The 25,824-nt window shown below is 51.0% G+C and carries 25 protein-coding genes and 1 other RNA gene; 4 read left to right on the top strand and 22 right to left on the bottom strand.

The window, feature by feature from the left end:
- Positions 1 to 4: 4 nt before the first annotated feature.
- Positions 5 to 2,443, bottom strand: a complete 2,439-nt coding sequence (gene nirB, locus DFP95_RS01205; RefSeq protein WP_115991320.1) for a nitrite reductase large subunit NirB — start codon at positions 2,441 to 2,443, stop codon at positions 5 to 7.
- A gap of 320 nt (positions 2,444 to 2,763) precedes the next feature.
- Between nirB and DFP95_RS01200 the strand changes: the two genes are divergently transcribed.
- On the top strand, positions 2,764 to 3,390 hold the full coding sequence (locus tag DFP95_RS01200) for an ANTAR domain-containing response regulator (protein ID WP_115990736.1): 627 nt from the start codon (positions 2,764 to 2,766) through the stop codon (positions 3,388 to 3,390).
- Positions 3,387 to 4,406: an anthranilate phosphoribosyltransferase gene (locus DFP95_RS01195; protein WP_115990735.1), complete on the top strand. Its 1,020-nt coding sequence runs from the start codon at positions 3,387 to 3,389 to the stop codon at positions 4,404 to 4,406. Before DFP95_RS01200 ends, DFP95_RS01195 begins: the two co-directional genes overlap by 4 nt.
- 82 nt (positions 4,407 to 4,488) lie before the next feature.
- Here DFP95_RS01195 and DFP95_RS01190 read toward each other — a convergent pair whose 3' ends face one another.
- From DFP95_RS01190 to DFP95_RS01160, 8 genes are all read right to left on the bottom strand, one after another.
- Positions 4,489 to 5,622, bottom strand: a complete 1,134-nt coding sequence (locus DFP95_RS01190; RefSeq protein ID WP_115990734.1) for an LCP family protein — start codon at positions 5,620 to 5,622, stop codon at positions 4,489 to 4,491.
- Positions 5,619 to 5,933: a hypothetical protein gene (locus DFP95_RS01185; protein ID WP_181907204.1), complete on the bottom strand. Its 315-nt coding sequence runs from the start codon at positions 5,931 to 5,933 to the stop codon at positions 5,619 to 5,621. The genes DFP95_RS01190 and DFP95_RS01185 overlap by 4 nt, the downstream gene beginning before the upstream one ends.
- Positions 5,934 to 6,012: 79 nt before the next feature.
- Positions 6,013 to 6,330, bottom strand: coding sequence for a YlaH-like family protein (locus tag DFP95_RS01180; protein ID WP_115990733.1), 318 nt, complete (start codon positions 6,328 to 6,330; stop codon positions 6,013 to 6,015).
- Positions 6,300 to 6,440, bottom strand: a complete 141-nt coding sequence (locus DFP95_RS28750) for a hypothetical protein (protein WP_181907203.1) — start codon at positions 6,438 to 6,440, stop codon at positions 6,300 to 6,302. Before DFP95_RS28750 ends, DFP95_RS01180 begins: the two co-directional genes overlap by 31 nt.
- A gap of 4 nt (positions 6,441 to 6,444) precedes the next feature.
- Complete coding sequence (typA, locus tag DFP95_RS01175; RefSeq protein WP_115990732.1) at positions 6,445 to 8,286, bottom strand: translational GTPase TypA; 1,842 nt, start codon at positions 8,284 to 8,286, stop codon at positions 6,445 to 6,447.
- Between the two features lie 235 nt (positions 8,287 to 8,521).
- Complete coding sequence (locus DFP95_RS01170; RefSeq protein WP_181907202.1) at positions 8,522 to 9,079, bottom strand: GNAT family N-acetyltransferase; 558 nt, start codon at positions 9,077 to 9,079, stop codon at positions 8,522 to 8,524.
- Between the two features lie 81 nt (positions 9,080 to 9,160).
- Positions 9,161 to 9,643 (bottom strand): hypothetical protein, encoded by a 483-nt coding sequence (locus tag DFP95_RS01165; RefSeq protein ID WP_115990730.1) that lies wholly within the window; start codon positions 9,641 to 9,643, stop codon positions 9,161 to 9,163.
- 158 nt (positions 9,644 to 9,801) lie between these two features.
- Positions 9,802 to 10,485 carry a TerC family protein gene (locus tag DFP95_RS01160; RefSeq protein WP_115990729.1) on the bottom strand — a complete coding sequence of 228 codons (684 nt, stop codon included), beginning with the start codon at positions 10,483 to 10,485 and terminating at the stop codon, positions 9,802 to 9,804.
- Between the two features lie 145 nt (positions 10,486 to 10,630).
- On the opposite strand from DFP95_RS01160, the gene DFP95_RS01155 reads away from it, so the two are divergent.
- On the top strand, positions 10,631 to 11,359 hold the full coding sequence (locus DFP95_RS01155; protein WP_115991319.1) for a TerC family protein: 729 nt from the start codon (positions 10,631 to 10,633) through the stop codon (positions 11,357 to 11,359).
- A gap of 26 nt (positions 11,360 to 11,385) precedes the next feature.
- Here the strand turns inward: DFP95_RS01155 and thiI are convergent, their stop codons facing one another.
- The 5 genes from thiI to DFP95_RS01130 form a co-directional block, all read right to left on the bottom strand.
- A complete protein-coding gene (gene thiI, locus DFP95_RS01150) occupies positions 11,386 to 12,615 on the bottom strand; it encodes a tRNA uracil 4-sulfurtransferase ThiI (protein WP_115990728.1) in 1,230 nt (409 codons plus the stop codon).
- Entirely contained in the window at positions 12,612 to 13,790 is a 1,179-nt protein-coding gene (locus DFP95_RS01145) for a cysteine desulfurase family protein (protein WP_115990727.1), read from the bottom strand. Before DFP95_RS01145 ends, thiI begins: the two co-directional genes overlap by 4 nt.
- 112 nt (positions 13,791 to 13,902) lie before the next feature.
- On the bottom strand, positions 13,903 to 14,586 hold the full coding sequence (locus DFP95_RS01140) for a lytic transglycosylase domain-containing protein (RefSeq protein ID WP_245987274.1): 684 nt from the start codon (positions 14,584 to 14,586) through the stop codon (positions 13,903 to 13,905).
- A gap of 103 nt (positions 14,587 to 14,689) precedes the next feature.
- The gene (locus tag DFP95_RS01135) at positions 14,690 to 14,902 is read right to left on the bottom strand and encodes a DUF1540 domain-containing protein (protein ID WP_115990725.1); all 213 of its coding nucleotides are present in this window, start codon (positions 14,900 to 14,902) and stop codon (positions 14,690 to 14,692) included.
- Positions 14,903 to 14,984: 82 nt separating this feature from the next.
- Complete coding sequence (locus DFP95_RS01130; RefSeq protein ID WP_115990724.1) at positions 14,985 to 15,485, bottom strand: YpuI family protein; 501 nt, start codon at positions 15,483 to 15,485, stop codon at positions 14,985 to 14,987.
- 229 nt (positions 15,486 to 15,714) lie between these two features.
- Between DFP95_RS01130 and DFP95_RS01125 the strand changes: the two genes are divergently transcribed.
- Positions 15,715 to 17,577 (top strand): S8 family peptidase, encoded by a 1,863-nt coding sequence (locus tag DFP95_RS01125; RefSeq protein WP_115990723.1) that lies wholly within the window; start codon positions 15,715 to 15,717, stop codon positions 17,575 to 17,577.
- A gap of 70 nt (positions 17,578 to 17,647) precedes the next feature.
- Here DFP95_RS01125 and rnpB read toward each other — a convergent pair.
- The 8 genes from rnpB to DFP95_RS01085 form a co-directional block, all read right to left on the bottom strand.
- An RNA gene (gene rnpB, locus DFP95_RS01120) (RNase P RNA component class A) lies at positions 17,648 to 18,066 on the bottom strand.
- A 91-nt stretch (positions 18,067 to 18,157) separates the two neighbouring features.
- Positions 18,158 to 19,273: a Nif3-like dinuclear metal center hexameric protein gene (locus tag DFP95_RS01115; RefSeq protein ID WP_115990722.1), complete on the bottom strand. Its 1,116-nt coding sequence runs from the start codon at positions 19,271 to 19,273 to the stop codon at positions 18,158 to 18,160.
- Positions 19,240 to 20,076, bottom strand: coding sequence for a tRNA (adenine(22)-N(1))-methyltransferase (locus DFP95_RS01110; protein ID WP_181907201.1), 837 nt, complete (start codon positions 20,074 to 20,076; stop codon positions 19,240 to 19,242). The genes DFP95_RS01115 and DFP95_RS01110 overlap by 34 nt, the downstream gene beginning before the upstream one ends.
- Positions 20,076 to 20,909 (bottom strand): hypothetical protein, encoded by an 834-nt coding sequence (locus DFP95_RS01105; RefSeq protein WP_115990720.1) that lies wholly within the window; start codon positions 20,907 to 20,909, stop codon positions 20,076 to 20,078. The genes DFP95_RS01110 and DFP95_RS01105 overlap by 1 nt, the downstream gene beginning before the upstream one ends.
- 91 nt (positions 20,910 to 21,000) lie before the next feature.
- Positions 21,001 to 22,143 carry an RNA polymerase sigma factor RpoD gene (gene rpoD, locus DFP95_RS01100; protein WP_115990719.1) on the bottom strand — a complete coding sequence of 381 codons (1,143 nt, stop codon included), beginning with the start codon at positions 22,141 to 22,143 and terminating at the stop codon, positions 21,001 to 21,003.
- A gap of 38 nt (positions 22,144 to 22,181) precedes the next feature.
- Positions 22,182 to 24,002 carry a DNA primase gene (gene dnaG, locus DFP95_RS01095; RefSeq protein ID WP_181907200.1) on the bottom strand — a complete coding sequence of 607 codons (1,821 nt, stop codon included), beginning with the start codon at positions 24,000 to 24,002 and terminating at the stop codon, positions 22,182 to 22,184.
- 87 nt (positions 24,003 to 24,089) lie between these two features.
- Complete coding sequence (locus DFP95_RS01090) at positions 24,090 to 24,566, bottom strand: YaiI/YqxD family protein (RefSeq protein WP_342768176.1); 477 nt, start codon at positions 24,564 to 24,566, stop codon at positions 24,090 to 24,092.
- A 435-nt stretch (positions 24,567 to 25,001) separates the two neighbouring features.
- Positions 25,002 to 25,808 (bottom strand): pyruvate, water dikinase regulatory protein, encoded by an 807-nt coding sequence (locus tag DFP95_RS01085; RefSeq protein WP_115990718.1) that lies wholly within the window; start codon positions 25,806 to 25,808, stop codon positions 25,002 to 25,004.
- Between the last annotated feature and the right edge of the window lie 16 nt (positions 25,809 to 25,824).

Here is a 25,824-nt window from a genome sequence, read left to right as displayed (position 1 = left end):
TCCGTTATGAGTTGATCGTTAGAGCCTCGGTCAATGGCTCGAAGTTTTTACGCAAATGATCGTTCTCCACGATTTGTTTCCATGGATCCGTCGTCAGGCTTAACGTCTTCTGGATTCTCTCTACCAAAGCTAGACGATCCTCCGGCTTCTCCAGCGCGTTCTTTATCTCTTCCAAACCCACTCGCTCGATCCAGGTGGACGTTCTTTCGTTCCACTGGGCGTTTTCCCGGTAATATTGCAAATAAGCGCTTGCCCATTCTACGACCTCGTCCTCCGTCTTGACTACGCATAAAAGCTCGGTCGCACGGACTTGAACGCCGCCGTTGCCTCCGACGTGCAGCTCCCATCCTCCGTCGATCGCGACGACTCCGAAATCCTTGATCGTCGCTTCCGCGCAGTTTCTCGGGCAGCCGGATACGGCTAATTTCACCTTGGCCGGCGTGTTTAAGCGCTCGAACGCCTTCTCCAATCGAATACCCATCCCGATGGCATCTTGGGTTCCGAATCGGCAGAACGTATTGCCGACGCAAGTTTTCACCGTACGAAGCGTTTTGCCATAGGCATGCCCTGACGGCATATCGAGCTCTTCCCACATTTTCGGGAGATCCTCTTTCTTGACTCCGAGCAGGTCGAGTCTTTGCCCGCCGGTGAATTTTACCATCGGAACGTCGAATTTCTCGGCAACCTCCGCTATTTTCTTCAGCTCGGCCGGAGAGGTAACGCCGCCGTAAATCCGCGGGACCACCGAATACGTACCGTCCTTCTGAATGTTGGCATGGTATCTTTCGTTCGTGATGCGCGACTCGTTCTCGTCCACGTATTCTTCCGGAAACAGCATTCCCAAATAGTAATTAAGCGATGGACGGCATTTCGAGCAGCCTTCCGAATTCCGCCATTCCAACACATTCATGACTTCTTTGATGCTCTTCAACCGCATCCGCTTGATTTCCGCTACGATCTCGTCCCGGCCGAGCGGCGTGCAACCGCAAATTCCTTCCTTGACCCCGACTCCAGCTTCGTCGCCCGCATAGAGCTTAAGCAAGCCTTCTACGAGCGGTTTGCATCCCCCGCAGGAACCGGATGCTTTCGTGCAGGCTTTAATCTCGCCGACGCTCATGCAACCTTTCGCCAGAACGGCGTCGGCGATCGTCCCCTTGGAAACTCCGTTGCAACCGCAGATGATTTCTTCGTCGGCCATTTCCTTCAGCCGGGCTTCCGGTGACGCGCTTTGGCCGCTGACCGCCATTCCAAGCAGCAGCTCCTTCTCCCGCCCGACGACGGATTCGCCGCTTTTGATAATCGAGAAAAGCTTTGCTCCATCGTTCGTATCGCCGAACAGTACCGCACCGATCAGCTTGTCGTTCTGAATGACGATTTTCTTGTAGACTCCGTCGACCTCGTCTTGGTATCGAAGCGATCTCGATCCTTCCGGCTCGTCGTATCGGCCTGCTGAGAACACGTCCACGCCCGATACCTTCAGCTTCGTCGAAGTGACCGAGCCGGCGTACCCCGTCGTTTCCAAGCCTGCCAGCTTCTTGGCAAGGACGGACCCTTGCTCATATAGCGGCGCTACCAAGCCGTATGCGATTCCCCGATGCTCCGCGCATTCGCCGACGGCGTAGATTCTTTCGACGCTCGTTTCCAGCCAATCGTTGACGACGATTCCCCGGTTAATTTCGATGCCCGACGATTTCGCCAATTCTACGTTCGGCCGAATGCCGACCGCCATGACGATAAGATCGGCTTCCGCTTCCGTCCCGTCCGTGAAGCTAAGGGCTCTGACCCGTTTCTTCCCGAGAATGGCTCCCGAGTTTTTGCGAAGCAGGAATTTCATCCCTTGCTGCTCCAGTTCCTTTTGCAGCATTTTGGCCGCCGTTTCATCCAACTGACGCTCCATCAAGTAAGGGTTGATATGAACGACCGAAACGTCCATTCCCAAATGCAGCAATCCCCTTGCCGCTTCCAAACCCAGCAAGCCGCCTCCGATGACGACTGCCTTTTTATATTTTTTAGACGTATCCACCATCGTTTCGCAGTCTTTGATATCGCGGAAAGCGATGACGCCTTCCTTGTCCGCTCCAGGCAGCGGTAGCATGAAAGGATTCGAGCCGGTAGCCAAAATCAATTCATCGTAGTCGACCGTCGCTCCTTGATCCGATACGACCCGTTTGCGGTTCGCATCGATTTGCGTAACGCGATGGCCCGCGAGTAGCCTAATGCCGTTATCCTTATACCATTCCCAATCGTTAATGACGATTTCTTTAAGGCTCGCTCCGCCGGCCAGAACGGAAGATAACATGATCCGATTGTAATTGGGATGCGGCTCAGCCCCTATGATCGTAATTTCATATGCTTCGGGAGCCAGCTTGATCAAATGCTCGATCGCTCTCACGCCAGCCATTCCGTTGCCGACAAGCACCAATTTCCTCTTTGTTTTCTTCATATTTCTCTCCCTCTCCCTTCGCGTTGCCCGGATCAAAACATAAAAGCCCGCTACGCTTCGCGGAAAATAATTCTCCGTGAATTCGTTAGCAGGCTTCATTGCCGCAATTGGAAGGTACTTCATTGTAACCCCAATATATAATTCAGTTGTTATTCCGAATATACAACATTCGCGAGAGTTATGTCAATATACCTAACACATTAAAATTAAATTTTCCCGATAGACAGCTCGAATTGACCTGTGGTATATAATTTACGTGAGTTTATGTGACGCGTGTGCTAATATTTAGAGTAATTAATTATGAGAGGGGGTCGTTTAACATGCGTTCTTTGTTGGTAGTTCACAACCAAACGTCGGCACCGGCGAGAACTCTAGCCTCCTCGCCGGAGTCCCTCCCCCCCGAATTCGTGCTTCGGTCGCACGGTTATATCGTCACGCGGACCAAGTTGAAGGAAGAGACCGCGCATTTCATCGTAGACGCGGATGCGGTCATTCTACAATTGCCGATATCGGAAATCAAAGAATGGAGCAATCATTTATTGGAATTAAAGCAGCTGCCTTTGTTGTGGTGGTGCGACGAAACCGCGGCATCCGAATCCTTGGACGCCTGCGAGGACGACGTCATGATGGATGGCTTGCTTACTCCCTCGATGGTCGGCCATGAGATTCATTGGACATTGCATTTCAGCGCCAAGCAATTCATGGAACGGCGTCAGTGGCATAACGAACGCGAGCAATTGCTCGGCCGAATCGAGGAGCGGAAATGGATCGACATGGCCAAGAGCATCCTTTGCGAGATTAAGAACGTAACGGAATCCGAAGCTTACGACATTTTGCGCAAGCAGGCGATGAACGAACGCAAGCGAATGGTCGACGTAGCTACCTCGATCGTTAAAGTCTATCAATTGCTGCAAGAGAACAAAGGAAACGGGGCGAAGCGTAAATGATCACTTTACTCAAAGAAGTCGGACGCGGCAAACGCGGAGCCCGGGATTTGACTTACGAGGAATCGTTGCGGGCAGCGGAGGAAATATTGAGCTTGCGGGCAACCCCGGCCCAGATCGGAGCCTTCTTCATCGCCGAACGCATTAAAATGGAGAGCGTCGAAGAACTGGAGGCGTTCGTCGACGTTTGCCGACAATCCGCCTACCGGCTGCCATCCCAAGAAGGCATCGATTGCGCCGGGCCGTATGACGGACGTAAAAAGTCGTTCTATGCCACGTTCGCTTGCTCTTTCGTTCTGGCGGCGGCCGGCCTGCCCGTTACGCTTCACGGAACTGCATCCCTTCCTCCAAAGTGGGGAATCACGCTCCATGATCTGCTCGGTCAGATCGGAATCCAACCCGATTCCTTGGAGCGCGAAGATTGGATCCGCGCATCCAAGGAAACAGGCGTGCTCTATGTCCCCGCCGAGGAGTGGTGCCCGCCGCTAAAGGCGTTGCGTCCGATCAGAGAGGAGCTCGGCATGCGAACGGTCTTGAATACCGCGGAGAAGCTCATAGATTATAGCCATTCTCCCTATCTCGTATTTGGCGTCTATCACAACACGGTTTTCGACCGGCTATCGCGGTTAATGACTAAGCTTAATTATCGAAAATCTCTAATCGTGCAAGGAACGGAAGGCTCAGAAGACTTGTTCATCGACCGTCCGACTCGTACCTACATCGTGGAGAACGGAATCGCTACCTTGCACGTCGTTAACCCGGAGACGTTAGGCCTTGATACGCCGATACCCGAGACGGTTTGGACAGCGGCCTCGCAGATTAGCGTAACCGAGGAAGTGCTGCGCGGAGAGGCCGATATGGCATTCATGCATCAAGTGCTGTTGAACGCGGCTTATAGGCTGCATCATGCGGATCGTGCTGGCTCCGTAGAAGAAGCCTTATACATTTGCAAAGCACTGCTGGAATCCGGCGATGCCTGGAATACGTATACGAAATGGCGCAGCCTTCTCGCAAGATGAACCGAGCCGGCACGGCAAAAAAAATCCCCCTGGAGCAGCATTACGCTGCCCCAGGGGGATTTTGCCATTCATTCGAAATTAACTACTCGGACGTCGCCGAAGACGATGCGTTCGGCGAAGAAGAAACATCCGAAACGGGACGCCCTTCGGGAATCAGTTCTTCCGCCAAGGCGGTTTTCGCCTCTTGAAGCTTCTCTTCGTCCAAGTAAACGTAAGGACTCTTCCACGTGCCGGCCAGCGGGATGAACCGAATATCCGAACGGTTAATGCCGAAATACGTTTTGATCATATTTTCTATTTGCGCTTTCGGGATGTCCGTTCTCATATTGTCGCCCATGGCGTTGAGAATATCGTCCACCTTGCCGATGGTACCGAAGGACTTCAAACGGTCCGTAATCGCTCCCAGCACTTGACTCTGTCTTTCGTTGCGCTCGAAATCGCTGGATTCCGCCGTCGGCTCGAAGCCCTTGTTATGATTGGATTTCCGGTAACGAACGAATCCTAGCGCCTGCTCGCCGTTAAGCTTCTGCTCGCCCTTCTTCAGGTTGATATCCGTATCGTCGACCGTATCCACGTACCGCATGTCTTTGTCGACCGTAACGGTTACGCCATCGAGCGCGTTCACGACGTCAACGAATCCTTGAAAGTCTATAACTGCCGTATAGTTGATAGAAATTCCGAAGAACTTGGCCAGCATTTTCCTCGTTTCGTCCCTCGCGTAAGCCGGAACCTGCTCGCCTTCCAAATCCTCCTCGTTACGTCCGAACGAATTGAAAGCCGCGTAGTACCCGTTGGCTTTGTGCCGCTTATAGCCTTCCATGTTCAGATCGCTGTCGCGGGGGATGGATACGACCGTTGCGGTTTTCGTCTTCGGATTAAACGCGGCCACCATCATAACGTCCGTATTCATGCTGCCCGTTTCGCTTCGCGTATCCAATCCCAACAGAACCAACGCGATCGGCTTGACTTGCGCGCGATCTTCTTTCGGAATGCTAATGCTGCCCTTGCCGCCTTCGGGTTTTTGAGCTATTTTATCGAGATTTTTATTTCCGATTATGTACAGATATCCTGCGTAACAGATCAACGCAACTATAAAAAGGCTTACAATAAGAAATATGAACCTGCCCCACCGAAATTTATTTTTCTTCGGTATCGGTTTTTTCGGGGGTGAAACCCGATTGGTCCCGCGAGACGGCAATGGTGTATCCTGACTCAAACCGTTTCCTCCTCATCCTCTTCGCCGGAATCTTCTTCCGTGATATCCGGGGCGCCGAACATGTCCCGGTTTAATTGCTCCACGGCTTCCCGATCAAACCAAACGGTACGAGTGGAACCGTCAGTCTTTACATAGGTGACATGTACTTTGGCGGCATCCACAGAATCGACTTCATGCGACGCCAATTCGTGATCTTCCGACAAAATCTGCGCAAAAAAGAGAAGTGTTTCCCTCGCCGCCTCATCATCGGGATGGGCGGAGGAAACCCACTTCATCTGTAACCAATAAAACAACGCATCCATTAAAGACATTGGCGTTTTACCCCTCTCCAAGTAAAACGGCATCGCCGTCCCCTATTGGACAGAGATTGTCGCTTTTGTCATAGCTAAGCTATTGCGGATCGGCCGAATTCACTCCGGGCGAACCGCCCGCCTTATTCGCGCGATAAGCTTTACGCTTGTCGTAGAATTGACGCATCCTCAGAAGCGCCATCATCCCGACGGCAACGGCCATGCATTGGATGATCGGCAATTTGTCCAGCTGCAACACAAGCAAGACCAAACAGCCGAGCGCCAATACGATATGAACGAGAATCTCCTTAAGGATGGGAAGCTTACCCATTCTGAATACGGTATTAAAGATATAAATCGTACAGGCGACAATGAGCAGATAGGAAATCAACTGGTGATCATGAAACCACTGCTGCATAGAAATCCCTCCTTCACGATGCGATCGACCTGTGCGGCTACGTGCAGGTCGGTCGTCTTCACGATGCGATCGACCTGCGCGGTTACGTGCAGGTCGGTCGTCTTCACCATGCTATTATACTCCGGAATCAGCCGTGCGGCGTTGTTTCTCGGAACGTTCGCGCTCGCTCTTGTTCAGAACTTTTTTACGAAGACGGATGCTCTTAGGAGTAATCTCGCAGAGCTCGTCGTCGTTCAAATATTCCAACGCTTCTTCAAGCGACATCAGACGCGGCGATTTCAACTTTACCGTCTCTTCTTTGTTCGCCGTACGGATGTTGTTCAATGCTTTTTCTTTGCAGATATTAACGATGATGTCGTTGTCGCGCGTATGCTCGCCAACGATCATGCCTTCGTAAACGTCCAATCCGGGCTCAAGGAACAGAATTCCGCGATCCTCGACGGACATCATGCCGTACATAGTCGTTTTGCCGGTTTCGCTGGCAATGAGAACGCCTTGATGGCGTCCGCCGACTTGGCCGCCGATCAAAGGGCCATAGCTATCGAACGCATGGTTCATGACGCCGTAGCCGCGAGTCAAGGTCAGGAAGTTCGTACGGTAACCGATCAGACCGCGCGCTGGAATCAAGAACTCCAAACGTACTTGGCCCGTTCCGTTGTTGATCATGTTGACCATTTCGGCTTTACGCGTTCCCAAGCTTTCCATGACCGAGCCCATGCTCTCTTCCGGTACGTCGATCAATAGACGCTCGATCGGCTCGCTCTTCACGCCGTCGATCAACTTAAGAATAACTTCCGGCTTGGAAACTTGAATCTCGAAGCCTTCGCGACGCATATTCTCGATAAGGATACCAAGATGCAATTCACCGCGTCCGCTTACTACGAATGCGTCCGGGCTATCCGTTTCGTCAACGCGCAAGCTGACGTCGGTCTCGATTTCCTTGAACAAACGTTCGCGAAGCTTACGGGAAGTTACCCATTTGCCCTCGCGTCCTACGAACGGGCTATTGTTAACGAGGAACGTCATTTGCAATGTCGGCTCGTCGATCGCAAGAACCGGCAATGCTTCCGGGTTAGCCGGATCGGCAATCGTTTCGCCGATGTTGATTTCTTTAAGACCCGCAATCGCTACGATGTCGCCGGCTGCGGCTTCTTCGACTTCGATCCGTTTAAGTCCTTGGAATCCGAACAACTTCTCGATTCGGGCTTGCTTGACTTGTCCCTCGCGATTGATAACCGCAACGACTTGACCTTGAGCGATACGTCCGCGGTTCACGCGACCGATGGCGATGCGTCCCATGTATTCGTTGTAATCAAGCAATGTAACAAGGAATTGCAATGGTTCGTCCGGGTTTTCTTTCGGCGACGGAATGTGCTCGAGAATCATCTCGTACAATGGCTCCATAGTAGCGCTTAAATCATCCGGCGTGTTGCCCGCGATTCCGTTAAGTCCGGACGCGTAAACAACCGGGAATTCCAATTGCTCGTCCGTGGCTTCAAGCTCGATGAACAGCTCGAGTACTTCGTCTACCACTTCTGCGGGACGAGCGGCGGGACGGTCGATTTTGTTCAATACGACTACCGGAGTCAAACCTTGCTGAAGAGCTTTGCGAAGCACGAATTTCGTTTGCGGCATGCAGCCTTCGAACGCGTCGACGACAAGAAGAACACCGTCAACCATTTTCATGATACGTTCCACTTCTCCGCCGAAATCGGCATGTCCTGGCGTATCCACGATATTGATCAAGTAATCTTTGTACTGCACGGCCGTGTTTTTAGCCAAAATGGTAATTCCGCGTTCGCGTTCCAGATCGTTGGAATCCATCGCGCGGTCTTGAAGCTGTTCGTTATCGCGGAAAGTTCCCGATTGACGAAGCAACTGGTCTACTAGCGTTGTCTTGCCATGGTCAACGTGGGCAATAATGGCGATGTTACGAATACGGTCTCTTGAATGCATACTTCCACTCCTCGTTTATCTCTGGTCCCTTATATTGATTGTTCAAAAAGGTTTTTTTGAACTTGCTCATATAGGGTTCTCTAAATCCACAAAACAAAACGCCGACTCGAGGCCGACGTTAATTTGCATCACCGGTACGACTGACGTATCGCGACTACAAGAGTGCGTTAGTCTTAATCCCTTCTATTATACGCTACAAAATTCGAAAAGCCAACAACATTGTACAGAACTATGTTCAAGCCCTCCCGCGGTATGCCTTCTCGTGGTACTTCGTAATGGTCTCGAACAACTTTTTTCCGTCGTCCGCCAATGTCGAATCACCATCCAAGCTTAGAAACATTGCCCTGTACTTTTCCGGGACCCAGATATAGGAATGCACGTATTCTGTTAAATGAAACCCTGCCTTTTTCCAAAATCTAATGCGTTCCTCGTTTTCCTTCGATCGTTCAGCTTCTACCTCGATGACGATTCCCCGACAATCCGGCATGGCTGCCGAAATCCGCTTTCGAATATTTTCGATGCACAGCATGCCTATTCCCTTACCGCGCCAATCTTGTCCAACCGCTAGATAATCGATGACCAGCATTTTGTCTTGAAGGTTATACGAGGTAAGCGCCATCGCCGCGACTTCCCCCTGTTCGCTCCAAGTATCCAACGTGCACATGCCTCTATCGAACATCCGGCGAATGATCGTCAGTGTTTTCCTTCCGTGCTCGGGAAACGCGTCATCGTAGACTTTTTCCGCCCTCGACCACAAAGATTCGTTCCATTGGTCCGTCGATCGGTAATCCAAACCATAGCCCTTCCTTCCTGCGTTCGGGATAAGAACAAAATAGGAGCCCTAGGTTCGGGCTCCTCCGTTATAAATTCTATCTCACCATGATCTAGGTCTGCGAATGACAAGCCATGCCCCGAAACCGATCAGCCCCGCCGCGATCAAATATATTCCCCAAGTCCATAGCAAAGTCAATCCGAATAGAATCGCCGCTACGACGGTAAGTCCGACCGACAGCGTCCATATTTGTTTGGAACGGCTATACCCGAACACGTAATATTCGTATAGACCGACCGCGATAGCAAAAATAAATAACGGCCATAAATACTTCATCAAACCCCATCCGAACCAATTTCCGATCAATAGAATGACCGAGACGACGGTGAGGATTCCGGCCGGAATCAATGCTACGGACGGAACCATTCGGCCGAAATAAAGGACGTGAAGAAGTACGCCGGGTATTAAAACGAACAGCGGCCAGAATACGGCGCCGAAAAATGAAAATACGCCCAATTTGCCCAAAAGAATAATCAATCCAACAGCCACGACTCCGATTCCGACTGCGGCGGATTGTCTGTTCACAAAGGTTCCCCCACTTCATACCATTCTCTGTGCGCCACGGCTAAGTTACGCAACGTGACATCTTTTTCTTTAGTTTAATGGAAGTTCGGGGAAAAAACTAGTTCATAGAAGCAAAAATTTCCCTTTATCGACCGGAACGCGCATTCTATGAACGAATATTAATGATTGCTTTGCCCGTGGGACCGCCTTCTGAGAATCAAGGCAAGGATTAAGAGAAGACCTACGGCGAATATCGGAAAAAGCTTATCGAAGTCATGGGGAAGCAAATGTACGTACGCCTTCAATCCCGGATCCCCTAACATCATTTCCGCAGCCGTATATCCGAGCAGACCGCCTCCGAGATACAGCAAACCCGGCAGCCGATCTAGCATTCGCATAATAAAGGTGCTACCCCAAATGATAATCGGTATGCTCATAACGATTCCGATTATCAACATGGCGGTATCGCCGTTCGCGACCGCCGCGACGGCTAACACGTTATCGAGGCTCATGACGAAATCGGCCACGACGATCGTCCATACGGCTCCCGCTAACGTGGAGGCAGCCGCTTTGGTCGCTTCCGTCTTCTCCTTGTTGTCAAGCAGAAGCTGCAAGGCAATAATAAGGAGCAATATCGCTCCCGCCGTTTGAAGGAAAGGCACATGCAGGAGCTTTATCGCGCCTATCGTAAGTATGCATCTCAAACCTATCGCCGCGACGGCGCCCCACCATACGGCCTTCCTTCTTTGCGCTGCCGGCAATCTGCGTCCTGCCATAGCTATGACGATGGCGTTATCGCCGCTTAAAAGCAAATTAATCATGACGATTTCAAGAAAAATGATCAAGGTTTCCATCGTTCCCATGCGCACACCTCCTCCTTCCAGTTTTATGTACAAGCCGCTCCAGATATGTAGCCACTTTTTTTTGAATCGTTTTCGAATACCGCACGTATTACTGGTTGGAATAATATAGGGGGGACTAATCGTGGAACTATTCGGATGGGATTTAATGAGCTTGGAATTCTGGTCGATCTTAATGACGATCATATTCATCGATCTATTGTTGGCTGGAGATAATGCGATCGTCATTGGTCTCGCTGCAAGAAACTTACCAAAGGAAATGCAAACGAAAGCCGTTATCTGGGGAACAGCGGGTGCGGTTATCATCCGTATCGTGGCCACTATGCTTGTCGTCTCCTTACTTAAAATTCCGTTCTTGCTTGCCATCGGGGGCGTCTTGCTTATCTGGATTGCATACAAGCTACTCGTTCAAGAAGAAGCCCACGGAGAAAACGTTAAACCCGGTACTACATTATGGGCAGCCATAAGAACCATCGTCATAGCGGATGCGGCGATGGGCCTCGATAACGTCATTGCCGTAGCCGGCGCGGCCCATGGAGATTATTTCCTTGTCGTTCTCGGACTTCTGATCAGTATTCCGATCGTCGTTTGGGGAAGCACGTTATTCATCAAGATTATCGAGAAATTCCCTTGGATCATCTACTTAGGCTCCGGCGTTCTTGCTTACACCGCCGCGAAAATGATAACGCACGAGAACGAATTCAAAAGCTATTTCATAAGCAATCCCGTACTCACTTGGATATTCATCGCGACTATGGTCGTGCTGGTCATGGTAGCGGGAGTATGGACGAATGCGATCAACGCCCGCCGCAAAGACGAAAAAGTAAAAAAAGTCGCCCCTCCGCTTGCCACGAAAAAAAGCCGCGAAACGCATTAATGCGTTTCACGGCTTTACTTTTTTAACTAGAACCATGCATCCTCGGGATTATTGTCCAAATCCGCGCTCGTCGATTCTCCGTCCTCTTTCAACACAAGCACTTCCGTTCCCTTCACCGCTTCGTCGATCAATCGTTCGAGCTCTTCCCCCAAGTAAGCCTCAATGCTTTCCACCAGACTTAAATTGGGATTGATCGCGGGCGATTTCGGCACGAATAACGTACAGCAATCTTCGAAAGGCAATATCGAAGTCGTAAACGTACCGATCTTCTCCGCGTATCCGATAATATCCTGCTTGTCCATCATGACGAGCGGGCGTAACATCGGGAGCGACGATGATCGCCCGATGACGTTCATGCTGCCGAGCGTTTGGCTCGCGACTTGCCCGAGGCTGTCTCCGGACACGATCGCAAGCGCCCCGTGTTTCTCCGCTAATCGCTCCGTTATCTTCAGCATGCTCCGTCTCATCAAAGTAATGATCAAGCTATCGTGTCCGGACTGAGCCAGCTTCGTCTGCAGTTCCGTAAACGGTACGAGATGCAAATTGATTTTACCGCCGTAATACGCCAGACGCTTCGACAGCGTAATCACTTTCTCTTTGGCTTGCTCGCTCGTGAACGGATAACTGTGGAAATGGACCGCTTCGATCCTAAGTCCCTTTCTCATAGCCATCCAGCCCGCGACGGGACTATCTATTCCCCCCGACAGAAGGAGCATCGCCTTGCCGTTCATCCCGAGCGGAAATCCCCCCGCGCCCTTCACTACTTCGCAATAAATATAAGTGGTTTGATGCTGGATATCGACCTTCAATTCGACTTCCGGCTGTCTCACGTCTACCTTCAGTTCCGGCGTGTTGCGCAATATGTGAGAGCCGACCAAATGATTCATTTCAACCGAATCATAAGGATATTGCTTCCACCCGCGCTTTACCGACACCTTAAACGTCTTCGGAGCGGGGTTTAAGCTTCTCATCATTTCCAGGGAACATTGCTGGATCGCCTCTAGCTCTTGCTCCGAGCTCATTACCGGACTAAAGGTCGCGATGCCGAAAATATCTTTAAGCCGCGCCGCTACCGCTTCGTATTTCTCCCCGTTTAAGCGAATGTACACTCTCGCGTATCCTCGCTCAAAGGTCAATAAAGGCATTGCCTTTAGCGCCAACCTGATTTGCGTGAGCAGCATCATCTCGAACCGATTGCGATTGCGCCCCTTAATCGTAATTTCCCCGAATCTAACCAATATCAGCTCGTAATTCATTTGATGTTCCTTTCCAACGGCTTGAGCTTGGCGACGACGCTCTTCAGCCTTTCGCCTAAAATTTCGATATCCTTATCCGTATGCTCGTCTCCGAAACTAATCCGTATGCTTCCCGATGCTCGATCCTCGTCGTGTCCCATCGCAAGGAGCACTCTGCTCGGCAACAAGCTCTTGGAGGAACAAGCCGATTGGGTGGACACGAGAATCCCGTGCTTTTCAAGCATATGAATTATAACTTCGGGACGCATTCCCGGATAGGATAAGTTCACTACGTGCGGAGCTGTCTCCGTTTCGGCATTATCCATGTTCGAATGTACGCCATTTATGAACAGCTCCGGTATCTGATCCACGACGTCCAGCAATTGGCGTCTCATAGCGTACATCCGCGCTCTTCTGCTGTCTCTGCTCTCCATGGTCAACCTCAATGCTTGGGACATCGCAACGATGCCAGGAACGTTCTGAGTACCCGAACGGAAGCCTTGTTCTTGATCGCCGCCATTCAACAGGGGAGCAAGCTCGACTCCCGATTTAAGCAGAAGGAAACCCATTCCTTTCGGCCCTCCGAATTTATGGGCCGATCCCGAATACATATGGACGCCCCACCCCGTCCAATCGAAGGGTACTTTGCCGATCGCCTGCACTCCGTCTACATGGAAACGAACATGAGGAAACCGGGAAATGACATTGCCTAGCTCACTTATAGGTTGAACGACTCCCGTTTCGTTGTTTACCTGCATGATGCTAACGAGTACCGTGTCTTTAGTGATCGCACTTTCCACGTCTTCCGGATTCACTCTGCCAAACCGATCTACGGGTACGACCGTCGTACGAATACCCATCGCTTCAAGCTGACGTACGCACTCGTACACGGAAGCATGCTCCACGGCCGAAGTTATAATATGTTTGTTTGCCCTTGTCGCTTTATGGATCGATCCTTTTATCGCCAGATTGTTACTCTCGGTTCCGCCCGACGTAAAAATAATTTCTTCGGGCTTCGCCCCCATTCTCTCGGCGATGCTCCCGCGAGCCCTGTCTACCAGCTTCAGCGCTTCCGCACCGGAACGGTGCAAAGCGCCCGGATTGGCGTAATGAAGCTTCATCAGCTCGCTCATCGTTTCGATAACGGTCGGCAACATCGGGGTTGACGCGCTATGGTCGAAATAGTAGGTTTTCATTCGATGACTCCATTCTTTTCATGCCGGCATATTTCATAATAAAAGGATCAAAAACGGGATAACTCCCGTCTTGATCCCCTTTGCAAGCCTTTGTTTTAATTGTTAAACGCTTCTAAATGCTCCATTGCGCGGATGCGTTCAGAACCTTGTAAATATACTTCTGCGTCTCAGACGGCAGCTTGTCCAGGTTAATGGCGATATCCTGATCATTCTTAATACCCAGACGGTCTACGCGACCCGGCCCCGCATTGTATGCGGCAAGAGCCGTCGACACGTTCCCTTCGTATTTGCGGAGCAAGTACGATAGGAATCTCGTTCCGCCGTCGATATTCTGTGCAGGATCAAAGGAATTTTCCACGCCTAAGCCCCTCGCCGTATCGTCCATGAGTTGCATAAGTCCTTTGGCTCCCGCCGAGGAAACGGCATTCGGATTAAAGGACGACTCCGATTGGACGACTCCTTTAATCAATGCCGGATCTACGCCGTATTTCGCGCCGGCGGCGGCAATTAAATCATCGTATGCCGAGGACGAACCGCTATCGTCGGTTAATGCCCCTCCCCAGGAAGCAGTCGGCATTGAAAGCGCCGAAATACGAGATAAATCAGCCGAAGCGTCAACAATCGAAGCTTGGGACGATGTATTCGTCGATAATTGATTCAATAACATGTCGAATAGGCTCGAGCCTTCGCTGGCCGTTCCATCGGTTTCCTTGACGTTGCTTAAAGGATTCAACTCGGACATCCATTGCGTGAGAAGAATTTGCTTTATGATGCGTGGATCCGTCGTTACATTCACGTCGGTTAGCTCCCGATAGTCAATTTGTAGGTTATTCCCATTGTACATCAACTATCGGACTCCGGCTAGTCCCGACAAAATCCGCGCAACTCGTTCCTTGGACCTATTTGTCGCCTTTCGGTTGAAAAGTTAGACAACAGGTAATGGACGACGACCGAGCCATGTCTTGATGGGAGAAAAATTCGTTGGCGAATTCCTCGTTCCAATGATTCTTGGAGTGAGAATCGACTTCGATGGCAATATCGCTTGCTCCGCATTGATTTCCTTTATTCCAAAATGAACAATTGCTTACGCTGCAAGCTACGCCATTCGGCATATTAAAATCACCCCCCTGTCCTATTGTGTACCCAGAGAAGGAGGGTATGCGGACAGAGGGGTGGAGGTTGCAGGCATAAATGTTATTTAGATTGGCTTTGCATGCGGCGGTGCGTCAAGTAGTCGCTCTCATAATAAGACAGATCGTCGCGCAATTCCTCGTAAATGCGGGAAATGCTCAAGATGACGTCGCGAGCGGAACGAACCGGCTTAGCGCGGAACCGGATCGCGTCTTGTCCAGTGTAAGCGTAACGGCCGTCCTCGGAATAACATTCGTTTTTCGGATAGAAAAACGAATTCACGCCGTTATGATACACTTCGTATAACGCCCGTTCAGCCAGCTCATTATCGAAATTCGGGCGTCTAAGCACAGCTCCGAGCTTCTCGTAAGCGACTTCGGAGAATACGAGCAGATGACGCAAGTCGGACAATAATCCGCTGTAGAAAATTGGGCTATCGGGGTTGTCCTCAGAAACGAGTTGCCCCAGCGCGTTGTGGTTTAGAAATTGTTCGATCGGATCGATCGCCGCTTTTAGTTTGTCTCTGCTGGATTCGGACAGCGCTTTAATATTGGTAACTGGCATGGGTTGTTCCCCTTTCCATTGTGCAAAAACATATCCTTATGGACATTGATGGTTATCAAGTTAAAAAGTCCCGCTGTTAGAAGAACTCGCGAAACCCTAATTATCGTAACACAAATCCGGAGAAAACGGTACTGTCAAGGGTAAATTGAGCCGTATATTTTTAGCGCTTCCCCTTCATCCTAATGGCATGTGCTCCCTTTAGAATAGAGCCGTAAAGGAGAGGTGCGCCTTGCGCCGAAACAAGCTGTTAGTCTTCTTATTTATCGTTGCCGTCGTTCTGTTCGCTTTTCCCTTTTTGTTGCCTACCGCGAAGCCCGATAATGGGGCTGCTCCTTCTCACCCTCGCACCATGCGATCCGCTTCGGAGAAGGCCAACGAGAAAACGTATAAATTGCAAACCGTGAAAAGGGACATGGAAGCGACCGACCGATTATCGCGCTCGCAAGTGACGCGGGATATCCGAAAGTTCCTGCGGGAAGGTCCCGTCGCCGACTTCGGACTTCAATCTCAGGCTTTGTTAAAAACGCATCCCGAAATTCTTTACGCGGAATGGGCGAACGAAGAGAAGAACAAAACCTACGGCAAGCCTAAACCTGAACTTATGCAAGAGGCGAACTCTTATCTTGACAAAGCCAGAACCGCAATCAGACAAGGAAATAGTTATGCATCCCCTACTTTCTCCCATGACGGATTTAGTTATTTCGTCTTGTCCCAGCCTGCTCCTAACGGAAAGCACGGTGTCGCCGCTTTAATTTCCACCGAGGTTATCCAAGCCGTGGAACGGCATCAACGGCGCAATCTCCGTCTCGTGCCTTTTCCTCCGGAAGGACGATATCGCACGGAGTCGGTAGTTCCGGGTTCCAATGAAGAAACGACGGTCCACGATGGAGAAGATAACGGCAATGCCAGCCATTACTCGGTTGACGAAATCGTCGTTAAGTTTCGCGCTCCGCTGACGGACAGGCAATTGCTGCAGCTTCGTCAGGAGCTTAGCCTCACGATCGTTCGCCATACGGGCAGAACTTATGTATTCCGTTCCAAGAAGCATGAGACTAAAGCACTCAAGAAATACTTCGAGGACAAATGGAATCCCGAATTCGTCGAGCCCCACTATCTTTATTTAACCAATAGCCGGATCGAAAGCGCGGATAACGAGACCATTGTCCCCAACGATACACTATATTCGGAGTATCAATGGAATTTGCCGGAAATCGCCACAGCAAACGGCTGGGCGATTACGAAAGGCAGCAAGGAAGTCGTCGTTGCCGTATTGGATACCGGGGTTCAAATGGATCATCCGGATCTTAAGGGACGCTTAGTAAAGGGAACCAATATCGTCGATCCTTCCCAGCCTCCCGATGACGATGTCGGGCACGGTACGCACGTAGCCGGAATAATCGCTGCCGAAATCAACAATAACGAAGGAGTAGCGGGCATGACGTGGTTTACCAAGATTATGCCTGTCAAGGTGCTAGACAGTTCGGGGGCAGGTTCTACCTACTCCGTTGCCGAAGGCATCATATGGGCGGCGGACCACGGAGCGCAAGTCATTAATATGAGCCTGGGAAATTACGCTGAAGCCGACTTTCTGCACGATGCGCTGAAATATGCCTATGATCGAGGAATCGTGATTGTTGCGGCTAGCGGCAACGACAGTACGGACCGGCCGGGCTATCCGGCGGCGTACGACGAAGTGATCGGCGTTTCCGCGACCGATCCCGATGAATCGCGGGCCGAATATTCTAATTTCGGGGACTATATCGACGTTGCGGCTCCGGGAACGTCCATACCGAGTACGTATCCGGGCAGCCGCTATGCCGCATTGTCAGGGACTTCGATGGCTTCGCCTCACGTCGCCGCGCTGGCTTCGTTGGTCCGTTCCGCGAATCCCGATCTGTCCAATGCGGAGGTCATGGACTTGCTTAGAAGCACCGCAAAGGATTTAGGCCCGTCAGGTAAAGACAATGATTACGGATATGGACAGATCGACGTCAAATCCGCATTGCAATCGGCCAGCGGTACGGATACATCTTTGCAGCTCTATCCGCTTCAAGTCCGCCGTCAGCTCGAACGATTAAATACCAAGGAGTAACTCGCTTTATACAACTTAAAAAAGAGGCTATCCCTCGATGGGATAGCCTCTTCGTCTTTAGTAAGGACAGCCGGAAAGCTTGCCGTAAGCCGGGTTCTGTACTTCACGTGGTCATAACGGATCGCTCGAAGCGATCCTCCCACTTGCTGAAGCGACAATCATCTTTCTAGGCCGCACATTGCTATACGGCTCAAGCGACCAACCCGAACGCACCCCGGGCTAGGGCTGAGTCGCCTTTGACGGCGCTCGGCGTTCTCCTCGGTCTTGCTCCAAATGGGGTTTACCAGGAGCAAAGTCACCAGTGCTCCTCGTGGTCTCTTACACCACGGTTCCATCCTTGCCTGTGCTGCGTTAGCAGCCATCGGCGGTCCATTTCTGTGGCCCTATCCTTCAACTCGCGCTGACTGGACGTTATCCAGCATCCTGCCCTGTGGAGCCCGGACTTTCCTCTCGTGGCGCGAAGCCACCAGCGATTGTCTGTCAAACTTTCCGGTTTGCAACGACTAGTATATCGCGAATCGACCGCCCTGACAACGTCAATGAATGGAGATTTCGCAATCCGGCGATATTATCCGGCCGTTCATCGCAATTGGAACGGCTCGGTGTCCAAGCGGGAAGCGAATACTTCGGTCGCGTATCCCTTCTGAAGAAGCTGCTCGGACAACCACTTAGCGACATGGGGCTTCATGATTTTCTCGGCATGATGACCGGGATCGATAATGGACATTCCTGCGGCCAGCGCATCTTGAGCGGAGTGAAAATCGATATCCCCCGTTACAAGTACGTCTGCCCCCGCGAAGATGGCGTGGCGGATGTATCTTGCCCCCGCCCCGCCCAAAACGGCTACTTTACGGATCGGTTTCGAACCGTCCCCGACCATTCGCACGAACGGGACCTGCAACGCCGTCTTGACTCTTTCCGCGAATCGATCCAAGCTTTCCTTCTCCGGAAGCACACCCACTCTTCCGAGGCCGAAAGATCGTCCTTTCAAATCCATGCCGTATAAATCGTAAGCAACCTCTTCGTACGGATGTGCCTTCAGCATAGCGGAAATCACTTTCTTCTTGCTGCTATGGGATACGACGGTTTCCAATTTGATTTCTTCGGCTTGCGTCAATTTACCTTGCTTGCCGATGAACGGCTCGCTGCCTTCGAGGGGCATGAAGGTGCTAATCCCCTTCGTATTAAAGCTGCAATGACTGTAGTCGCCAATCCATCCAGCGCCGGCATTGAACATCGCGGCTCTAACTTGCTCGTGATGCGACTCCGGAACGAACACCGCGAGCTTGAACAGTTTGTCGGTATGCACTTCCTCCAAAACGTCGCGACCTGTTAGCTCCAACGCATCGGCCATCCAATCGTTAATGCCGCCTTCGGCTGCATCTAAATTCGTATGGGAAACGTAGACGGCGATATCTTTCCGAAGTAAGCTAGCCGCCAAAGCTCCGGCAGGCGTATCCGTGCGCAAATGAGCTAACGGACGGTAAATGACGGCGTGGTGCGCGATAATGAGCTCGGCTCCAAGCTCGGCCGCTTCTTCCACTACCGCCGGGGTCACATCCAGCGTGACGAGCACCTTACGTACCTCTTTGGCGACCGACCCTACCTGGAGACCGATCTTATCGTCCGGAACCGCATAATGCTTAGGTGCGAGTCGCTCCATTAGTTGGAGGATGGTTTCTCCGCGGGCAAACATGCTAACACCTCCCGAATCTCGCGCACGTCTTCTTGCCATTCCTTGGCTTTTTCTGCGGCCTCGGGAGCGGTGGAATGACTGAGCTGATTGATGACTCTTTCCCGTTTGGCGATTTCTTCCTCCCATTTCCTATGGAAGACTTCGTTCGAGTTACTTAAAAGCAGAGGTCCCATCTCGTACAACAAGGCTGAAGAAATCGCAGGCATTTTCGGATTTAACATAGACGCATCGTATAAACGCATATTACGGGCACGTGCTTCATCAGCATCCGACTCGAGAACGGCGCGCATAAGCGTATAGATAACGCCGTCTTCCTCCAGAAGCATTTCCCGATCGAGGACAAAATGATTCTTAGTTAGCCAACGTCTAACAGCATCTTCCGCTACGTGAGGCGAAAGCACAAGCGTCGTGACTCCCAGCAGGCTGTCGCCAGCCTGTTCAAGTATGCGGGTCATCAAGCTCCCGCCCATTCCGGCAATCGTGACGGTATCTACTTCTCCGGACGACAGCACGGACATTCCGTCGCCTAGACGTACGGAGATGACGCTATCCAATCCGGCTTCCGAAACTTGGCGTCTAGCTGCGTCAACAGGCCCTTCATGGACATCTCCCGCTACCGCGTAGACGATTTTGCCGCTTTGCGCCAAAAAAACGGGAAGCAATGCGTGATCCGTCCCGATATCGGCGAAGCGAGCCCCTTGAGGAACCCAATCCGCCAATGCCGATAATCGGCGGGACAGCTTCAGCGCTACTCCTTCAACCTTGAACATTTTCGTATCATTCTCTTTCGTATTCGTCATCATTAAGCAACCCATTCCATCCATTGTTTTCTTAACCGGAACATTGCGACTCCCGCAATTAAAATCTTAATCATGATTTCCAGCTGAATCCAGTTCTCTCGAATGCCATACAAAGCCGAATACACTTCGGGCATAAACCATAGGATCAAACCCGTCGCGAATAAAACCGTTCCGACGGATTTGTTGCGAACGTGAAGAAACCAGCTTAACCAGATAAACAATAACGCAGCCGGTATCCAGAATATTTGAACCTCGAGAATCGAAGGATTCGGAGCTTGCCTAGCTAACAGTAACGCGTACGTCACGATGGTCGCCATCCATCCGAACCAATGAAGCAACGCATAACTTAAATAAATTCCGCAGCTAATCCATGTTATCGCGCAAAGGCCAAGTAGCCACAATGGGCCGAAGTCGTCCATCCATCCGTTCAGACGCAAAACCGCGAATCCGACGCCCAAAGGTATTGCCATGCCGACCCCGATCAGCAGCAATCCCCGCGTTGGATTATTGCCTCTTTGTTTGACTCCAACGAACACAAAAGCCGTTGTAACTACACCGGGAAGTCCTATTTGCAATGGCAATGGAAACGCGCTAAAATGAAGTACAACAAAACAAATCAAGGTAAAACTTCCAAATGCAAGAAGCCAGAGCTTCCATGAAGCTTGACCGATTTTCTTGATCGCATTACCCATATATCCTTGCGAACGCTCATTCAAATCTTCTAAATATAGGTTCTGCAGGAAGTCGCAATACTGCTCCGGCAACAGCTTGCTGCGGCGCCAAGATTCAATTTCTTTAACGACTAAATTGCGCTTCTCTTCATCCAACGCGGCCATGCCGACGGTCCCTCCTATTGCCATTTGAAGAAAAAGACCTTCAACCATAACGGCAAAGGTCTCATAATCCATATTATTTTCTAATTATCGATTATTCTAGAAAATCCTTCAAGCGTTTGCTTCGACTCGGATGGCGCAACTTGCGAAGAGCTTTGGCTTCGATCTGACGAATACGCTCGCGCGTTACGCCGAATACTTTGCCTACTTCTTCGAGCGTGCGTGTACGCCCATCATCCAATCCGAAACGCAAGCGAAGCACGTTTTCTTCCCGCTCGGTCAGCGTGTCGAGCACGTCTTCCAATTGTTCTTTGAGAAGCTCGTACGCCGCGGCATCGGCAGGAGCTAATGCCTCTTGGTCTTCGATAAAATCGCCCAAGTGGGAATCGTCTTCTTCGCCAATCGGCGTTTCCAAGGAAACCGGCTCTTGCGCTATTTTCATGATTTCCCGGACTTTATCCACGCTTAATTCCATTTGCTCCGCAATTTCCTCGGGCGTAGGTTCTCTGCCCAATTCCTGCAAGAGCTGCCGCGAGACGCGAATGAGCTTGTTGATGGTTTCGACCATGTGCACGGGAATCCGAATCGTCCTCGCCTGATCCGCGATCGCGCGGGTAATCGCCTGCCTAATCCACCACGTCGCGTAAGTGCTGAATTTGAAGCCTTTGTCATGATCGAATTTCTCGACCGCCTTCAATAGCCCCATATTTCCTTCCTGGATTAGATCCAAGAAGAGCATTCCCCGTCCGACGTAACGCTTAGCGATGCTGACAACCAGACGAAGGTTGGCTTCCGCCAGCCTTTTTTTGGCTTCTTCGCCGTCCGGACCACCGATTTCGATCTTCTTGGCCAATTCGACTTCGTCATCCGCGCCGAGAAGCGGTACCCGTCCGATTTCCTTCAAATACATGCGAACCGGATCATTGATCTTGATACCCGGCGGTAGCGAAAGATCGTCGTCGAAATTGAATTCGTCCCGCTCTTCCTCTTCTCCGTTGCCATGACCGTGTCTCTCGCGTCCCAATTCGTCGTGGTCGTTGGAGACCTCAATTCCGATATCCGCCAACTGCTCGAAAAACTCGTCGATTTGCTCCGGATCTTGATCGAATGGAGAAAGCTTCTCCATGATGTCTTTATAGGTCAAGGAAGATTTTTTCTTACCTTGTTCTATGAGCTGAGCTTTGACCTGTTCTAGTGTCGATTCCGTTTCCAGTCCGGTGTGTTGATCGTTTGCCATTACCGACTCCCTCCTCCCTGAGAAGCGCGCGCATCCAATTACTTGCGTTGCTTTTTCAGGGCGATGATCTCTGTTCCCACTTGTATTGCGCGAGAATAATCTCCAGCTCGCTCCGCCCGAATTCCTTCCTCGGTCAATTGTTCGATCTCCCGAGTCAAGTATGCGTCGTTGATGGTTCTAACCAAATCTTCCAGTTCCCGTTCGCCATACGGGATGTCTATTAATGCGATGGCACTGGCCGTTCGTTCTAAACGGTCGTCTTGCAAGACCGCAACGAACCTGCCGACATCAGGATCATTGTTCTGGGCGTAATAAGCATATAAATAAGCAGCTAAAGCCGCGTGATCCTCTACGTAAAAACGGTCGCCAAGCTTCTGCTGAACGAGGACTGCCGTTTCTTTGTCCTGCATCATCCAGGACAGCAGTTGGCGTTCCGCATTTACGTTCGCGGCTCCCAGCGGCGGGTTCTTGGATGTAGTTCTCTTTTCATTCCATACATTATTCCACGAACCAGCCGGAATATCCCCTGTGTTTCCCAATTTCTCCTGTTGCCTGAACTCGAGGCTTTCCTGCTTCAGCGTATCCAAGGAAACGCCGAACTCATTGGCTAGCTCCTTAAGCAACAACTCCCGCTCCGTTGGAGAATCCCGTCTTGCTACGATCCGAACGGCATCGCGCAAATACCTAATCCTTCCATCTTCTTCTAGGAGTATATGGGATTTCCTTAAATATATAAGCTGAAATTTGACTGCGGATACCGCTCCCTCGATGAATTCCCGTACGAACGGCTCTTGTCCGTAAGACGAGATGTACTCGTCGGGATCCATTCTGTTCGGAAGCACGCTAACCCGCACCCGGAATCCCGCTTCTTCCAGCAAAGGTATGCTCTTATGAGCAGCGGCTTGTCCTGCATCATCTCCGTCGTAACATAAAATGACCTCGTCGGCGAACCGCTTTAGCATTGCCGCATGCTCGCCGGTCAACGCCGTGCCCATCGTCGCTACTCCGTTATGGACTCCCGCGAACCAAGCTTTAATGACGTCTACGTAGCCTTCGAATAGAACGACTTGCCTCGCTCGGCGAATGGCCGGACGCGCTTCGTGCAACCGATATAACGTGCGACTTTTGTTAAAGAGCACGGTTTCGGGAGAATTCAGATACTTAGGCTGTCCATCCGAAAGCATTCTTCCCGCGAAAGCGATGATTTGCCCGTTAGAGTCATGAATGGGAAATATGATCCGATCCCGGAATCGATCGACGTAACCGTCGGATTCCTGTCTGCGGGAGAGCAATCCGCCCGCTTCCATCTCGGCAAGAGCATACCCTTTGCGTTCCAGCGCTTGAGTCAACGTGTCCCATCTTGCGGGAGCGTAACCTATTCCGAATTGCTCGATCAAGGCGTCGTTGAATCCGCGGGAAAGCAAATAGTCCAGAGCCGGCTTTGCCACTTCCGTATTGCGAAGAAGATAATGATACAATTTAGCGCTGTAATCATGAGCTTCGTGAAGAACTTTCTTTTCCTTCTGGAAAGCGGAGGGTTCGTCGGCACTTGCGGTCGTCCACGTAACGGGAATGCCAGCATCTTCGGCTAGCGCTTTGACCGCTTCTGGAAACGATTCCCCTTCCATTTCCATAATGAATTTGATGACGTTGCCGCCTTTTCCGCAGCCGTAGCAATGAAAGATCTGCTTTTCGGGCGTTACGGTAAACGATGGCGTTTTCTCGGAATGAAAGGGGCAGAGTCCCTTCAAGTATTTACCGTTCTTGGTCAGATGAACGAATTTGCCTACCGTTTCCGATATTTCATGGCGCCGCAGCACTTCGTCAATAACCGATTGGGGTATCATTCCGTAATTCATGATTTCCACCTTATCTTCCCAGTGCACCCGACCGACCGGATGAATACTCCTCAGAGTCAGTCGATTTCTTGCACGTAATACAATTCGCTAAAGGTCGGGAATCTCCTGCAACCCATGCAATAGAGTTGTCAGTTTTTGTTGAAACCGGTCGCGATCTTCTTCCGTGAACGCCCTCGGACCTTTCGTCCGCACGCCTCCGCGGCGCAATCTCGCCGAGAAATGACGTTGTTCCAACAAGCCTTCGATATCGGCCTCCCTGATCTCTTTGCCTCTTGGCGTTATGACCGCCGCTCCCCGGGCAAGCCCCAAAGCCGCTAATCCATAATCGCCTGTAACTAGAATATCGTTCTTGTTCAGAACGTTAGCGATATAGAGATCCGCCGATTGATCGCTGGCGTCCACCGTAACGACTTCCACGGAAGGCTCCGGAACCAACACGTGCGCATTGCTCGATACGAGTAGCGCCGTCGCTCCGCAACCTCTCACCGTTCTGGCAATTTCCGCCTTAACCGGACAAGCGTCGCCATCCACCACTACCCGATGACGCGGGACAAGCATCGACATCACCACACGATTCACCCAAAGTTTGCCGTATTATTATATACGCTAACGGGATCCAAAATCCTGCCTTGGCCTTATCAAATTTTATGTTTCCCCATTAAAGCCGTTTGAATCTTTACGTTCGCTGGGACCATGAAAATATCATTTGCCTATTCCATATTTATACGAAAATAAGAGAATATAGGTTTCAAACCCCGCAAATTATTCGATATCAACGCAAAAATCGACAATTTAGGACAAATTCGACATGCTCTTTGAATCGTTATTCCCGTTTGGAGGTTGCGGTTATCGTTCACACAATGCTCACACTTGTAATAAAAGTTTGAAATCGTCTAAACGCGTCTAAAGAAACATCCACTCGCTAATTGCTATCATCGACCGTTTTGCCACCGATTAAACCCTGTCAAGCGCGAATCGGTATTGGCCGGAAATCGAAAGTCACTTCTGGAAATGCTCCAGAATCAGGCTGGCCGTCTCCTCCACCGCTTTATTGGAAACGTCGATGACGATACAACCGATTTTCTCCATTACTTGTCTTGCGTGCTCCAATTCCTTGTGAATCCTTTCCGATGTCGCGTAGGGCGCAGAATCGGGCAATCCGAGCGCTTTAAGGCGCTCTTTGCGAATGGCGTTTAACGAATTCGGATTGATGGTAAGACCTATAACCTTGTTAGGCGAGGCCAAATACAATTCTCTTGGCGGGACTAGCTCGGGAATCAGCGGGACGTTGGCGACTTTGAATGTTTTGTGCGCAAGCACCATCGACAGCGGGGTTTTGGACGTTCTAGACACTCCGACGAGAATGATATCGGCTTTGAGGATTCCCGTTACATCCCTCGCGTCGTCATATCGGACCGCGAACTCGACCGCTTCGACTTTGCGGAAATAATCCGCGTTGAGAATATGATTTAAGCCCGGTACGTGACGGGACTCGTGGCCGAGGGTGCGCTCGAGATTGTCTATCAAGGGTCCGAGCAGGTCTATCGCGGACAATTGCAATTGTTCCGCTTGTTCGACCATGTAGTCCCGAAGGAACGGAATAACCAATGTGTAGAGCACGATGCTGTTCTCGGCTTCGGCAGCCGCAAGAACCGCGTCAATCCCTTCACGGGTTTGTATGAACGCCGCCCGCCGAATGTGTACGGTCAAGGGATGAAACTGCGCGGCCGCCGCGCGCACGGCCAGTTCGCCCGTATCGCCGGCGGAGTCGGAAACCACGTACACGGTTACGCTAGTTTGTGACATGAACCCTGCTCCTCCC

Origin of the sequence: Cohnella lupini, from assembly GCF_003386205.1 — a bacterium.
Classification (GTDB): Bacteria; Bacillota; Bacilli; order Paenibacillales; family Paenibacillaceae; genus Cohnella; species Cohnella lupini.
The sequence above is the reverse complement of the archived record's forward strand: the minus strand, read 5'-3'. Positions and strand labels throughout refer to the sequence as shown.